Here is a 13,583-nt window from a genome sequence, read left to right on the forward strand (position 1 = left end):
CCCCGGTCACCCCTCGTACTTGTAGCCGAGCCCCCGCACGGTGATCAGCCGCTGCGGGTTGGCAGGGTCCTTTTCGATCTTGCTGCGGAGCCGCTTGATGTGGACGTCGAGCGTCTTCGTGTCGCCCACATAGTCGCTGCCCCAGATCCGGTCGATCAGCTGGCCGCGGGTCATCACCCGGCCGGCGTTGCGCAGCAGCAGCTCGAGCAGCTCGAATTCGCGTAGCGCGAAGCGCACCTCCACCCCGTCGACGGTCACCTGGTGGCGCTCCACGTCGACGCGCACGCCGTCTGCCTCAACCACCTCGGGCAGCAGCACCTGGTCCTGGCCCCGACGCAGCACCGCCCGGATGCGGGCAACCAGCTCCCGGTGGCTGAACGGCTTCGTGACGTAGTCGTCGGCACCGATCTCCAGACCCACCACCTTGTCCACTTCCGAGTCCCGCGCCGTCACCATGACGATCGCGACGTTCCCCCGCGACCGGAGCTGCCGGCACACCTCGACGCCCGACATGCCCGGCATCATGAGGTCGAGCAGGACGAGGTCCGCGCCCGAACGGTCGTACTCGGCGAGTCCCTCGGCGCCGTCGGCCGCGGTGGCGACCTCGAACCCCTCCTTGCGCAGCATGAAGCTGGTGGCGTCGCGGTAGGAGTCCTCGTCCTCGATGATCAGGATGCGCGTCATGAACTGGATTCCTCCGTGTCGGGTTGATCGCCCGGGTGGGCGGGTAGCTGCAAGGTGAAGGTGGAGCCCTGGCCGGGTCGGGACCAGACGCGCACGGACCCGCCGTGGGCCACTGCGATGTGGCGCACGATCGACAGGCCCAGCCCCGTGCCGCCGCTCTGCCGCGAGCGTCCGTAGTCGACCCGGTAGAACCGCTCGAAGATGCGCTCCTGGTCCTCCGGCCTGATACCGATGCCGTTGTCGGAGACCTTGATCTCGACGACGGGCACCCCGTCAACGGTGGTGGGAATGACGCTCACCGCGACCCTGGCCCGCTCGTCGGAGTAGTTGATGGCGTTTTGCACCAGGTTGCTGACGGCGTCAACGAGCTGCCAGCGGTCGCCCATGACCGACACTCGGGCGGTGCTGGCGAGAATCAGGTTCACGTGACGCTTGTTGGCCCGCTCCTGGGACCGCGCGATCGCCTCACTGACGATCTCGTCGACGGCGACGAGCTCGCGCGTCAGCATCGGATCGGACGATTGGAGGCGGGACAGGTCGATGATCTGATTGACCAGCTCAGCCAGCCGTGCGGCCTCGACCTGCATTCGGGTCGCGAAGCGCTGGACCGACTCCGGATCGTCGCTGGCCGCCTCGATGGCCTCCGCCAGAACGCTCACGGCACCGATCGGGGTTTTCAGTTCGTGCGAGATGTTGGCGACGAAGTCTCGGCGGACGGCGTCGACGCGGCGTTGGGCGGACTCGTCGTCGGCGATGACCAGTACGTTGTCATCCACCATCGGTGAGACCCGCGCGGCGAGCTCAAGTCCCTCGACGCCCGGGTGTGCGGCCCGGACGATCGGCCCTCGGTACTGCTCCCCCGAGCTGCGCACCGCCCTGACCCGATCCAGCAGTTCCGGGAAACCGACGCGGTTTCCGCGCGCCAGTCCGAGCGCCTCCCCCGCTTCGTTCACCATCAGAATCTCGTCGTGCGGACCCACGAGGAGCGCGCCCGATGCGACGGTGGACAACACGTCGCGGAGCTCTGCAGACGCCTTCTCGGCCTGCCGCTGCGCCTCGAGCTGACGCCACCCCTCGCGCCCGCGGTACACCAGATAGACGAACAGGCAGCAGGTCAGAGCCAGACCTGCGCCGATGAGGCCTGCGAGGGCGGGGTGCATGTCGATCATCATATGGTCCGGGCTGGTGCCCCTGGCCACCGATCGCACTCACCAAAGCCCGTGCCCCGAGACTTCACGCCCCGTTCACCCGATCGTCACCCGCAGTCAACACGCCCGTTGGACCGCGCTGGAAACCTCCTCAGAGAGTCGGCCCCGGCTAGACTTGCCTGTTGTTCTGCCCGTCTCATAGAGGAGCCCACCATGCGCACCAGCTACCACGAGGAACTCGACTCGATCCTCGACAGCCTCGTCCACATGGCCGGGCTCGTCGAAGTGGCCATCAGGGACGCGTCGGAGTCCCTGCTGTCCGCCGATCTCGGCCTCGCCGAGTCGGTCATCAGCAAGGACATCGAACTCGACCGCATGCACGAGGAGATGGAGTACAAGTGCCTCTCCCTGCTCGCGCTCCAGGCCCCGGTCGCAGGCGAACTGCGCACGATCGTCTCCGCCATCCGCGTGGTGTTCGAACTGGCCCGCATGGGCGACCTTGCCGCGCACGTGGCCAAGATCGCCCGACTCCGCTACCCCGCCACTGCAGTGCCCGAGCGATTCGAGGCCGGATTCAGGGAGATGGCGTCCATCGCCATCGAGATCATCGATCTCGCCCGGCTATCGATGGCGGCACGCGACGTCAAGGGTGCCCACCGGCTCGCCGAGATCGACTCCCGGATGGATGAGCTGCGTCGTGAACAGTTCACCCTCATGCTGAGCGAGGATTCCGACATCTCGATCGAAGGCGCCGTCGACGTCGCGCTGCTCGGACGCTACTTCGAGCGCTTCGCCGACCACGCCGTCGCCGTCGGCCGTCGAGTCATCTACATCATGACGGGCCAGGTTCCGGAGGGCGAGGACTGGCCGAACGCCTGACGCGTCTGGCCATGGTTGACCGCGTCGCCTCGAGCGGCTTGGGCGGAGCGTCAGGAAGAATGGCCCCATGGGAACCCTGATGCTGCTCCGCCACGGCGAGTCCACCTACAACGCACAGCAGGTTTTCACCGGGCTGCTCGACGCCGGCCTCACCCCCGCTGGTGAGGCGCAGGTGGCGGTCGCGGCTGACCTCATCCGAGGAGCCGACCTTCGACCCGACGTGGTGTGGCAATCGACGATGCTGCGCTCGCTCCGCACCACTGAGTTGCTCCTGTCCCACCTGGGTCTGGAGGACTTCGATCCGCGCTCGACGTGGCGGCTGGTCGAGCGGGCCTACGGCGTGCTCACCGACCTACCGAAGAGGGAGGCCCGCCACCGCTATGGCGACCACGCCTTCCACGAATGGCGCCGCACCATCAACGGTCGCCCACCTCACGCCACCGCCGAGCAGGTGGCCTCTTGGACCGATCCTGCGCCGGTGGCCGAGCGCGGCTCGCTCCCTGCCGGGGTGGGGGAATCCCTGGCAGACGTCATCGAGCGGGTCCGCCCCTGGTGGGACGAGGATGTACACCCCGACCTGGTCGCAGGCCGCACCGTCTTCGTCGTCGCCCACGGCAACACCCTGCGCGCGCTGGCCGACGTCGTGCTCGGGCTGAGCGACCGGGAGGTGGAGGACCTCAACATCCCGGCCGGTCATCCGTTGACCCTGGAGTTCTCCGACGGCCGACCCGGCTCCCCGCGCTACCTCGATCCGGACGTCGCGCAGCGTGCGGCGGCCGCTGTGGCGGCCGAGGGCGGCACCTGACCCCTCCCTACCGGCCGGCACCGTGGCTGTAGGGTTGTCCCATGACCGCGAAGTTGATCCTGCTCCGCCATGGCGAGAGCGAATGGAACGCCAAGAACCTGTTCACCGGCTGGGTGGACGTCGACATCAACGAAAAGGGCGTCGGTGAGGCCGAGGCCGCTGCCGGGCTGCTCAAGGCCGAGGGCCTGCTCCCCGACGTGCTGCACACGTCCCTGCTCCGCCGCGCGATCCACACGGCGAACATCGCCCTGGACGGCTGCGATCGCCACTGGATCCCGGTGCGCCGCCACTGGCGCCTCAACGAGCGTCACTACGGCGCCCTCCAGGGCAAGGACAAGGCCCAGACGCTCGAGCAGTACGGTGAGGAGCAGTTCATGCTGTGGCGCCGCAGCTACGACACTCCCCCGCCGCCGATCGACGTCGACGACGAGTTCAGCCAGCACCATGACCCGCGCTACGCCGACATCCCCGAGGCCGATCGCCCCCGTACAGAGTGCCTCAAGGACGTCGTGGCACGGCTCCTGCCCTACTGGGAGGCGCACATCGTCCCCGATCTCGCCGAGGGCAAGACGGTGCTCGTCACCGCCCACGGCAACTCGCTCCGGGCTCTCGTCAAGCACCTGGACGGGATCTCCGATGAGGAGATCGCCGGCCTCAACATCCCCACCGGCATCCCGCTCTACTACGAGCTCGACGAGGACTACAAGCCGGTGACGCCGGGCGGACGCTACCTCGACCCCGAAGCCGCCAAGGCGTCCATCGAGGCCGTCAAGAACCAGGGCAAGAAGTAGCTCTCGGTCCACTCTGATAATCACCACTCGAAGGGCCCCGCCTCACGGCCGGGGCCCTTCGGCGTCGTTAGACGGAGCGGTGTCGTTATCACTGCTCAGGAACCTGGCCCCTGAGCTTGTCGTTACGGCCAGGGCTGTGGTCGCCGCCCTAGCGGTCGGGGCGGCGGTAGGGAACGGGGCCGTAACCCTTCGACGGACGTTCCTCGCGCGAGCGCTCGTCACTGCTCAGGGACCGACTCGACGGACGGTCTGCACGCGCAGGCAGCCGCCATCAATCGGATCAGGCGTCGTGGGTGTTGCGTCGACGTGCCAGCCGTCGCAGCCGGCTGCGGATCGTGGCGCGCTCCGCCTCGTCGAGGCCCGCGCCGGCGTCTGTGAGGACAGCGTCCCCGCTGTTGTCCGGCCGATTCTTGCGCAGGATCGCCCTGAAGAAGACAGCGGCCTTTTCCCATTCCCAGCCGACGGACTTGCCGTCGTCGGTGGCCCAGTCGATGTCGTCGGAGGAGCGTTCCCCGGTACGCAGGTCGATGAGATCTCCCAGGTAGCGCAGGAAGACGGCGATCGCCGCAGCCACCGGCACCGCGAGGAACGCGCCGATGATGTTGAACCATGCGGCGCCCAGCAGCACTGCCAGCATCACGACGACGGGGTGCAACTGCATGACCTTCGACTGGAGCAGGGGCTGCAGGACATTTCCCTCAATCTGCTGGACCAGGATGATGAGGCCGAGCACGAGGGCCGCTGTGGTCAGTCCATTCGAGACGAGGGCCACCAGGACGGCCAGAGCGCCCGCCGTGAAAGCGCCAACGATCGGAATGAACCCGGCGATGAAGGTCAGGACCGTGAGCGGGAATGCGAGCGGGACGCCGAGCACCAGCAGACCGAGGCCGATGAACAGCGCGTCCACGAAGCTGACGATGGCCTGGGTGCGGATGTAGCCCGACACGGTGAGCCACAGACGCGTCAACAATTCGGTGGCGTGGAACCCGGCTCGTCGTCCGACCACCCGACGGACGAGGGCGAGGAACTGGTGGCCGTCCTTCAGGAAGAAGAAGGTGAGCACCAAGGTCAGAAGCATCGTGACGACGCCGCTGCCAAGGCTGCCGCCCAGGCTGAGCGCCTGTGAGGCGATGTCGCCACTGCGCGCCTGGAGGAAGTCGAGACCCTGGGTGATCCACTCGTTCAACTGCTCGTCGCGCAGGTTGAGCGGAGGCCCGGCCGCCCATTCCTGGAGCCTACGCACTCCCTGCACTGCGCGCGAGGACAGATCGGGCCATTGGCTGGCCACACCCGGGGCAATGAGTGAGATGAGCCCAGCGAAGATTCCTATGCCGCCGAGGAGCGAGATCGCCGCACCCAGTGCGTACGGAACCCCGATGCGTTTGAGTGCGGCAGTGACCGGCCACAGCACCGACGCCACGAGCAGCGCCAGCACGACCGGCAGCAGCCCCTCCCAGAACTTGCTGAAGACCCACCCGATCACCAGCGTCGCTGCCGCCACCAGCAGGAAGTAGCCGGACCAGATGGCGAGCGTTCGCATTCCCGAGCCGATGACCTCTGCCCGGTCGACGGGCTCGTTGGGATCGTGCTCTGGGAGAGCTCCGGTCGCTTCGCCCTCGGGCTGCGGCGCCACCCCGTCTTCTGCCATCCTCGCGTCCCCTTCCAACGACTCCCAGTCAGACTACTAGGGCCGATGCTCAGTGCGCCGCAGCGCAGCCGCCCGTAGCGGCAGAGCTGATTGACGAATTGATATCCCGAGCGCGCATAATGTGCTGTTGACCCGTTTTCCGAAAGGACGCTCCGTGACTGAATCTCTCCAGACGATCGCTGGGATGGGGGCGATCCCTGCCGAGGGAGGCGTCGCCTTCAGGGTGTGGGCGCCCAACGCCGACAGCGTCGCCGTCGTGGGCGATTTCAACGACTGGAACGACTCCGCCAATGCGCTTGATCACGAGGGCAACGGCTACTGGTACGGCTTCGTCAAGGGCGCCCAGCCCGGGCACGAGTACAAGTACCAGATCACCAACGGCGACAACAGCTTCTCCCGGGTAGACCCCTACGCCCTTCAGGTGACCAACTCGGTGGGCAACGGCGTCATCTACGACCACGACAGCTTCGACTGGGAGGACGTGCAGGCCAACTGCCCTCCCCACCACGAGCTGGTGATCTACGAAATGCACATCGGCACGTTCACGGACAAGGGCGACTGGGTGGGTAACCTCACCGACGCCGTCGGCCGGCTCGACCATCTCGTGGATCTGGGCGTCAACGCCATCGAGGTCATGCCGGTGGCCGAGTTCGCGGGCGACATGTCCTGGGGCTACAACCCGGCGCACATCTTCGCGGTCGAGAGCGCTTACGGCGGGCCGAACGAGTACAAGAAGTTCATCAAAGAGTGCCACCAGCGGGGCATCGCCGTGATTCAGGACGTCGTGTACAACCACTTCGGCCCCTCCGATCTGGATCTCTGGGCCTTCGACGGCTGGCAGGAGAACGGCAAGGGCGGCATCTACTTCTACAACGACGACCGTTCGGAAACCCCCTGGGGCGACACCCGCCCCGACTACGGCCGCGAAGAGGTGCGCAACTTCATCGTCGACAACGCCCTCATGTGGCTGCGTGACTACCGTGTGGACGGCTTGCGGCTCGACATGGTGCCCCACATGTACTCCCACCAGGGCTCCTACCTCGCCGAGGGATGGTCGCTCATGCGACGCATCACGGATGCTGTGCGCAACGAGTTCCCGGGTCGCATCACGATCGCCGAGGATCTGCACAAGAACCCGCTGATCACCGAGGACAACACCGACGGCGCCGGCTTCCACGCGCAGTGGGACGCCGCCTTCGTCCACCCGGTGCGCGCCGAGCTCATCAACCCGGACGATGCTCAACGCTCCATCCAGGCCCTCGCCGACGCCATCGCCCATCACTACGGCGACCCCTTGGAGCGCGTCATCTACACCGAGTCGCACGACGAGGTGGCCAACGGGAGCGCCCGCGTACCGCAGGAGATCGAGCCCGACAACGCAGCCGGGTGGCCCTCCCAGAAGCGCTCCACCATCGGAGCCGCCCTGGTGATGACGTCACCGGGTATCCCGATGATGTTCCAGGGCCAGGAGTTCCTCGAGGGCGCCTGGTTCCGCGACGACGTTCCGCTGGACTGGCGCCGCCGCGACGACTTCTCCGGCATCGCGCGTCTCTACGCCGACCTCATCGATCTGCGGCTCAACCGCTGGGGCGTCACTCGTGGCCTCACCGGCCGGGGCGTGAACATCCACCACATCAACGAGGACTCCAACCTGCTGGTCTTCCAGCGTTGGCTGGATCACGGTCCCGGCGATGACGTCGTCGTCGTGGCCAACCTGTCGGCCGAACCCCAGGAGTACCGCCGGGTGGGTCTTCCGAGCGGGGGCCTCTGGAAACTGCGCTTCAACTCCGACGCCACGATCTACAGCGGCCTGTTCGGCAACTACGAGAGCCACGACATGGAGGCCTACCACGAGGACGCCGACGGGATGGACTGGCACGGCAACGTGTCGGTCGGCCCCTACTCGGTACTGGTCTACTCCCAGGACAACTGACCCCAGTCGTCGAGCTCGTAACGCCAACCGAGAAGCGCGAACGCCAACGGATAGACGGAACCGCCAACCGACAGCCCCGAAGGCCGACGACCCTCAGCCACGCCCGCGATATCTCGCGGGCGTCGCTTATTCTCGCGGGCACCACCGGATGTCGGTTGGCGTTTCGCGTTGTCGGTTGGCGTTTGACCCGGGGCTGGAGACCAGCCCTGGATCAGGGTCGAGGCAACAGCGGTTTGCGGAACCAACGGGTGGCGTTCGGGTTGTCGTTGAACGCCTCCGTTGCGCGAAAGCCTGCCCCCTCGTACAGCGAGACTGCCGCCACCAAGCTGTGGTGAGTGTCGAGCACCAGGTCGGTTGCGCCCAGGCGCCTGGCTTCCGCCTCCAGCGCGTCGATCAGCGCTCTGCCGAGACCGGACCGGCGCGCAGCGGGCCGGATGTACATGTGCTTGACCTCCCACCACGACCCGGAGTCGCTCGGGACGTGCCTGAGCCCGCCGATCCCGGCCGTCGACCCGTCGACGTCGACGAGCAGGATCACGCCTTCGCTGAGGTTGGCGGGGCGGCGCTGATACCCCAGCCCCTCGCCGGCCCAGGTGGCAGCACGATCGCTGAAGTACTCGTCGAGCAGCGTCGCCACGTCGGGATCCGACGGGGCGACTCGCCGAATGGTGGCCTGCCCCATCGCCGTCACGCAGCCGCGTCGAGGATGGCCAGCAGCTCGTCCCTCGTCAGGTCGATGGGGTTCCCCTTCATGGAACTGGCCTTCATGGCCTGATCCACCACGGCTCCGTGGTCGAAGCGATCGAGGCCCAGATCGTCCAGACCGGGCAGGTCCAACTGATGCTCCAACTCCCCCAGCCAGGTACCGAGCGCCTCGATCTGACGGTGCCCGGTCAGGGCCTCCGCAGCGTTGAGGTATCCGGCCAAGGCCAGGTGCTTCGGAGCCCGCTCCAGCAGCGCCGCGATGTTGCCGGCCGTGACCGGTTCCAGCAGCGCCGCGCAGATCGCGCCGTGCGGTGCCCCGGTGACGCCACCCAGGACTCCGGCCAGACCGTGCACGGCACCGAGTTTGGCATTGGCGAGCGACAAGCCTCCCATGAGCGAACAGAAAGCCATGTCGCTGCGCGCCTCGAGGTCTTCGCCCTGGTCGACGGCGCGCAGAAGAGACCGACCTGCGGCGCGAAGGCCCGCGAGCGCGAGCGCCTCCACCATGGGATTGGTGAAGCGGGAGGTGAGCGGCTCAAGGCACTGGGTCAGCGCATCGATGCCCGAGTACATCGTCACGTCCGCCGGGCAGGTGACCGTGAGCTCAGGATCGACGACGGCCACTTTCGCCAGCATGGCCGGCGAGCGCAGCGACACCTTCACTCGATGCTCCTGCGACGTCAAGACGGCGTTGGCGGTCACCTCGGATCCGGTCCCAGCCGTCGTCGGCACTGCGATGAACGGCAATCCGCGGGCGGGCATGGACCGTCCCGCTCCGATCACCTCCGCGTGGTCCATCGGGTCGCCGCCGTCGACCGCGAGGGCCGCTACCGCCTTGGCGAGGTCCAACACGGCACCGCCACCGATGCCGACAACCTGGTCGGCCTTCGCGGCGCGGGCCTCGGCGACCGCGGCACGCGCGTCGTTGAACGTGGGTTCGTCCGCCACACCGAACGTGCCGACCACCGACAGCTTCCCGGCAAGGTTCTCCGTGCGCTGCGGGTTGGCCCCAGTGACGAGGAAGACGCGCTCCCCCAGCTCCGCAGAGAAGGCGGGCAGCTCTGCGGCTGCCCCCGCCCCGAAACGAATCTTGGCGGCCGTCGCGAACGTGAAGTCGGTCATACCTCTAGCGTCTCAGAAGGGCCCTGGAGAGGCAGGCGATGTCGCGATCTGGGCGGGACTCGCAGTCGCTTGAACGCGAAACAGCGACGGCCACGCGACGAGTGGATCGCCGCGCGGCCGTCGCGCTGGGATGTCAGAACTCGATCAGAGCCTGGCCGCCCTGGACTGCTTCGCCCGGGCCGACGAGGATGGCGGCCACGGTGCCCGCAGCAGGTGCGGTGATCTCGGTCTCCATCTTCATGGCTTCCAGGACGAGCAGCACCTGTCCGGCCTCGATCTCGTCGCCTTCGGAGACGAGGATGCGTGCCACGGAGCCGGCCAGCGGTGCGACGACGGCGTTCGAACTGACGGCGCTGACGGATGCCTTCGTCGGGATGGGGTTAGAGCCTGCGTTGACGCCGATGACGATCGGGCCCAGCCCCTGGGGCTGTTCCTCTTCGACCTCGACGTCGATCTCGTATTCCGTCTGGTTGACGGTCACCTTGAGCTTCATTGTGTTTCCTTAGCGAACGTGCGGGACGGAACGGTCGTGGACGCGGCCGCGCGAGGCGGCAGCCCACCGGCTCTGGGAGCCGTAGCGGATGGCGCGCACCTTGGCCTTGTGGCCGAAGTACGCCGCGACTGCGGCGCCGATGGCGACGAGGTCGGACTCCGGGATCTCGTGCTGGGACTCCAGCTGCGAGACCCTGTCCTCGAGTGCCTTGACCTGGGCAGTGAGCGCCGCAACCGCGTCGCGGAGCTCCTGCAGATTCGTGTCTTCCATGGTGATCCGATCAGGCCGGGCCGAGGCCGTGCTTCTTGGCCGGGCGGACTTCGCGCTTCCCGACGAGAAGTTCCAGAGCCATGGCGATCTGACGGCGGGTGTCGGCAGGATCGATGATGTCATCAACCAGACCGCGGCTCGCCGCCATGTAGGGCGTCGAGAACGTCTCGCGGTACTCCTCGACGAGCTCGGCACGCCTGGAGTCCTTGTCCTCGGCCGCATCGATCTCGCGGCGGAACACGACGTTGGCCGCGCCCTCCGCGCCCATCACCGCGATCTCCGCGGTCGGCCAGGCGAACACCTTGTCAGCCCCGAGGTCCTTCGAGCACATCGCCAGGTAGGCGCCGCCGTAGGCCTTGCGCAACACGACGGTGATCTTCGGGACGGTCGCCGCCGAGTAGGCGTAGAGCATCTTCGCGCCGTGGCGGATGATGCCGTTGTGCTCCTGCGCCACGCCCGGCAGGAAGCCCGGGACGTCGACGAGGTTCAGCACCGGGATGTTGAAGGCGTTGCAGAAGCGGACGAACTTCGAGGCCTTGTCGGAAGAGTCGATATCGAGCACGCCAGACATGACACTGGGCTGGTTCGCGATGATGCCGACCGTGCGCCCGACGACCCGGCCGAAGCCGACGACGATGTTCATCGCCCAGCCGGCCTGGACCTCGAGGAAGTCGCGGTGGTCGACGATCTCGGCGATGACGTCGCGGACGTCGTAGCCCTTGTTCCCCTGGACCGGGATGATGTCGCGCAACTTCTCGTTGGGCTCGACCGTGTCGTCGGGGTTGACGACCGGCGCGTCCTCGGTGTTGTTCTGGGGCAGGAAGCTCAGCAGCTTCTTCGCGATCAGGATGGCCTGCTCGTCATCGTCGGCGACGAAGTGGACGACGCCGGAGCGACCCATGTGGGCGTCCGCGCCGCCGAGTGCGTCCTGGGTGACGTCCTCTCCGGTGACCTGCTTGATCACGCCGGGGCCCGTGATGAACATGTGGGCCTTGCGGGTCTGGATGATGAAGTCGGTCAACGCCGGGGAGTACGCAGCGCCACCGGCGCAGGGGCCGGCGATGATCGAGATCTGCGGCACGGCACCCGACAGCAGGACGTTGGCGTAGAACACCTTGCCGTAGCCGGAGAGGGAGTCGATGCCCTCCTGCACACGGGCGCCGCCCGAATCGTTGATGAAGACGAACGGCGTGCCGGTCTGCAGCGACGCCCGGAGCGCCTCGGTGACCTTGATGGAGTGGGCCTCGCCCGCGGAGCCACCCATGACGGTGAAGTCCTGCGAGGCGATGTGGATGGGGCGTCCGAGGACGGAGCCGGAGCCGGTGACCACGCCGTCGGCGGGCATGTCCGCCTTGTCCATCCCGAAGGTGGTGGTGCGGTTGCGCCGGAAGGCGCCGGTCTCCTGGAACGAGCCCTCGTCGAGCAGCGCGGCAACGCGGTCGCGAGCGGTCAGCTTGCCCTTGGCGCGCTGCTTCTCGAGCTTGTCTTCGCCGCCGCCGGCCTCGACCTTGGCGCGACGCTCAGCGAGCTGCTCCAGGCGCTCGGCCATCGTGTACTGGTGAGCCATTGTTCTCCTTAGACCGGTTCGACCGAGACGCTGTGTTCGCGGCCGGCAATCTTGACGTTGTACTGGACAGGGCCGGTGATCCCGGGGCGATCGCCCGACGCCTTGGCGCGCTCGGCGGCCAACTGCGCTGGGGTCTTGCTGACGTTCTTGGGTCCCTCGTGGCGGGTCTCGAAGAACTTGGGCGCGACACCGGGGAACATGGCGTTGGTGAGCACGTCCTCCGCCGAGCCGTCGAAGCCCTCGAGCTTCGCAGCCGCCGCTTCCAGGGCGCCCCATTCGGGATCGAGGTGGTCTGCGGGGCGGTCGGCGATGACGTCCTTCTTCGCCTGCGCCTTGGCCATCTCGACAACCTCAGCGTTTCGCTCGCCCAGGCACTCGCCGTAGTAGCCGAGCATGAGGTCGGCGAACTCGCCGGTCATCACCTTGTAGCGGCCCATGAGGACGTTGAACACGGCCTGGGTGCCGACGATCTGCGACGACGGGGTCACGAGCGGCGGGTGTCCCGCGTCGGCCTTCACCTTGGGCACCTCGAGCATCACCTCGCGGATGCGGTCGCCCGCACCCTGTGCCTTCAGCTGGGATTCCATGTTCGACAGCATGCCGCCGGGGATCTGGGAGGAGAAGATGTCGGTGTCAACCAGGGTCGCCGACTCGAACTCGGCGTACTTGGGCCGCACCTCGGCGAAGTGGTCGCGGATCCGCAGCAGCCGCTCCATGTCGAGGCCGGTCTCGTAGCCGGTGCCCTCGAGCATCGCGACGAGCGACTCGGTCGGGTTGTGACCGGGGCCGAGCGACATGGACGAGATCGCGGTGTCGACGACGTCGGCGCCCGCCTCGATGGCCTTCATCAGCGAAACCAGCGTCACTCCGGTCGTCGAGTGGCAGTGGACGTTGATCTGGATGTCGCCGTAGGTCTCCTTGATGCCGCGCACGATGTCGTAGGCGGGCTGCGGCTGCAGGAGCGCCGCCATGTCCTTCAGCGCGATCGACTCGGCGCCCATGTCGATGAGCTGGCCGGCAAGCTTGATGTAGCCCTCGACGGTGTGGACGGGAGAGATCGTGTAGCAGATGGTGCCCTGGGCGTGCTTGCCCACATCCTTGACCGCCTGCATGGCCTTGGCCATGTTGCGGGGATCGTTGAGGGCGTCGAACACGCGGAACACATCCATGCCGTTCTCTGCCGACTTCTCGACGAACTTCTCGACCACCATGTCCTCGTAGTGGCGGTAGCCGAGAAGGTTCTGCCCGCGCAGCAGCATCTGCAGCCGCGAGTTGGGCATCAGCTCGCGGAAGGTCCGCAGACGCTTCCAGGGGTCCTCGTTGAGGAAGCGGATGCAGGCGTCGAAGGTCGCGCCGCCCCAACATTCCACCGACCAGTAGCCTGCCTGGTCGATGTCCTCGCACGCATCGACCATGTCTTCCATAGCCATGCGGGTTGCCATCAAACTCTGATGCGCGTCCCGGAGAGCCAGCTCCGTTACGCCGATTTTTCGCGCACTCATGGGGTCTATCCAATCACGGGGCCTAGTGCACGATCA

At 67.1% G+C, this 13,583-nt stretch carries 13 protein-coding genes; 4 read left to right on the forward strand and 9 right to left on the reverse strand.

The annotated features are described in order from the left end of the window. Window positions 1-6 precede the first annotated feature (6 nt). Together RPIT_RS11215 and RPIT_RS11220 are read right to left on the reverse strand one after the other, a co-directional pair. Window positions 7-684 carry a response regulator transcription factor gene (locus tag RPIT_RS11215; RefSeq protein WP_077343253.1) on the reverse strand — a complete coding sequence of 226 codons (678 nt, stop codon included), beginning with the start codon at window positions 682-684 and terminating at the stop codon, window positions 7-9. Then, a complete protein-coding gene (locus RPIT_RS11220; protein ID WP_162274546.1) occupies window positions 681-1,844 on the reverse strand; it encodes a sensor histidine kinase in 1,164 nt (387 codons plus the stop codon). The genes RPIT_RS11215 and RPIT_RS11220 overlap by 4 nt, the downstream gene beginning before the upstream one ends. A gap of 201 nt (window positions 1,845-2,045) precedes the next feature. Here RPIT_RS11220 and phoU point away from each other — a divergent pair, with 201 nt between their 5' ends. From phoU to RPIT_RS11235, 3 genes are all read left to right on the forward strand, one after another. Further along, window positions 2,046-2,711, forward strand: coding sequence for a phosphate signaling complex protein PhoU (gene phoU, locus RPIT_RS11225; RefSeq protein WP_077343257.1), 666 nt, complete (start codon window positions 2,046-2,048; stop codon window positions 2,709-2,711). A 67-nt stretch (window positions 2,712-2,778) separates the two neighbouring features. Then, the gene (locus tag RPIT_RS11230; protein ID WP_077343259.1) at window positions 2,779-3,516 is read left to right on the forward strand and encodes a 2,3-bisphosphoglycerate-dependent phosphoglycerate mutase; all 738 of its coding nucleotides are present in this window, start codon (window positions 2,779-2,781) and stop codon (window positions 3,514-3,516) included. Window positions 3,517-3,557: 41 nt separating this feature from the next. After that, complete coding sequence (locus tag RPIT_RS11235) at window positions 3,558-4,307, forward strand: phosphoglyceromutase (protein ID WP_077343261.1); 750 nt, start codon at window positions 3,558-3,560, stop codon at window positions 4,305-4,307. Between the two features lie 280 nt (window positions 4,308-4,587). On the opposite strand, the gene RPIT_RS11240 is transcribed toward RPIT_RS11235, so the two are convergent. Beyond that, the gene (locus tag RPIT_RS11240; protein ID WP_077343263.1) at window positions 4,588-5,955 is read right to left on the reverse strand and encodes an AI-2E family transporter; all 1,368 of its coding nucleotides are present in this window, start codon (window positions 5,953-5,955) and stop codon (window positions 4,588-4,590) included. Window positions 5,956-6,109: 154 nt separating this feature from the next. Between RPIT_RS11240 and RPIT_RS11245 the strand changes: the two genes are divergently transcribed. After that, window positions 6,110-7,888: an alpha-amylase family glycosyl hydrolase gene (locus RPIT_RS11245; RefSeq protein ID WP_226996259.1), complete on the forward strand. Its 1,779-nt coding sequence runs from the start codon at window positions 6,110-6,112 to the stop codon at window positions 7,886-7,888. 211 nt (window positions 7,889-8,099) lie between these two features. Here the strand turns inward: RPIT_RS11245 and RPIT_RS11250 are convergent, their stop codons facing one another. From RPIT_RS11250 to RPIT_RS11275, 6 genes are all read right to left on the reverse strand, one after another. After that, window positions 8,100-8,525 (reverse strand): GNAT family N-acetyltransferase, encoded by a 426-nt coding sequence (locus tag RPIT_RS11250; protein ID WP_162274547.1) that lies wholly within the window; start codon window positions 8,523-8,525, stop codon window positions 8,100-8,102. Between the two features lie 50 nt (window positions 8,526-8,575). Continuing rightward, window positions 8,576-9,715 (reverse strand): iron-containing alcohol dehydrogenase, encoded by a 1,140-nt coding sequence (locus tag RPIT_RS11255; protein ID WP_077343267.1) that lies wholly within the window; start codon window positions 9,713-9,715, stop codon window positions 8,576-8,578. Between the two features lie 133 nt (window positions 9,716-9,848). Next, window positions 9,849-10,208, reverse strand: a complete 360-nt coding sequence (locus RPIT_RS11260; protein WP_077343269.1) for a biotin/lipoyl-containing protein — start codon at window positions 10,206-10,208, stop codon at window positions 9,849-9,851. Between the two features lie 9 nt (window positions 10,209-10,217). Further along, window positions 10,218-10,478 (reverse strand): hypothetical protein, encoded by a 261-nt coding sequence (locus RPIT_RS11265; protein WP_077343271.1) that lies wholly within the window; start codon window positions 10,476-10,478, stop codon window positions 10,218-10,220. A 10-nt stretch (window positions 10,479-10,488) separates the two neighbouring features. Continuing rightward, a complete protein-coding gene (locus tag RPIT_RS11270; protein WP_077343273.1) occupies window positions 10,489-12,045 on the reverse strand; it encodes an acyl-CoA carboxylase subunit beta in 1,557 nt (518 codons plus the stop codon). 8 nt (window positions 12,046-12,053) lie between these two features. Continuing rightward, window positions 12,054-13,547: a methylmalonyl-CoA carboxytransferase subunit 5S gene (locus RPIT_RS11275; RefSeq protein ID WP_077343275.1), complete on the reverse strand. Its 1,494-nt coding sequence runs from the start codon at window positions 13,545-13,547 to the stop codon at window positions 12,054-12,056. Between the last annotated feature and the right edge of the window lie 36 nt (window positions 13,548-13,583).

Source organism: Tessaracoccus flavus (assembly GCF_001997295.1).
GTDB lineage: Bacteria > Actinomycetota > Actinomycetes > Propionibacteriales > Propionibacteriaceae > Arachnia > Arachnia flava.

What these genes read in the sequence shown, in the direction of transcription:
- RPIT_RS11215 (WP_077343253.1), bottom strand. Translation starts at nt 684, where the DNA reads ATGACGCGCATCCTGATCATCGAGGACGAGGACTCCTACCGCGACGCC.
- RPIT_RS11220 (WP_162274546.1), bottom strand. Translation starts at nt 1,844, where the DNA reads ATGCACCCCGCCCTCGCAGGCCTCATCGGCGCAGGTCTGGCTCTGACC.
- phoU (WP_077343257.1), top strand. Translation starts at nt 2,046, where the DNA reads ATGCGCACCAGCTACCACGAGGAACTCGACTCGATCCTCGACAGCCTC.
- RPIT_RS11230 (WP_077343259.1), top strand. Translation starts at nt 2,779, where the DNA reads ATGGGAACCCTGATGCTGCTCCGCCACGGCGAGTCCACCTACAACGCA.
- RPIT_RS11235 (WP_077343261.1), top strand. Translation starts at nt 3,558, where the DNA reads ATGACCGCGAAGTTGATCCTGCTCCGCCATGGCGAGAGCGAATGGAAC.
- RPIT_RS11240 (WP_077343263.1), bottom strand. Translation starts at nt 5,955, where the DNA reads ATGGCAGAAGACGGGGTGGCGCCGCAGCCCGAGGGCGAAGCGACCGGA.
- RPIT_RS11255 (WP_077343267.1), bottom strand. Translation starts at nt 9,715, where the DNA reads ATGACCGACTTCACGTTCGCGACGGCCGCCAAGATTCGTTTCGGGGCG.
- RPIT_RS11260 (WP_077343269.1), bottom strand. Translation starts at nt 10,208, where the DNA reads ATGAAGCTCAAGGTGACCGTCAACCAGACGGAATACGAGATCGACGTC.
- RPIT_RS11265 (WP_077343271.1), bottom strand. Translation starts at nt 10,478, where the DNA reads ATGGAAGACACGAATCTGCAGGAGCTCCGCGACGCGGTTGCGGCGCTC.
- RPIT_RS11270 (WP_077343273.1), bottom strand. Translation starts at nt 12,045, where the DNA reads ATGGCTCACCAGTACACGATGGCCGAGCGCCTGGAGCAGCTCGCTGAG.
- RPIT_RS11275 (WP_077343275.1), bottom strand. Translation starts at nt 13,547, where the DNA reads ATGAGTGCGCGAAAAATCGGCGTAACGGAGCTGGCTCTCCGGGACGCG.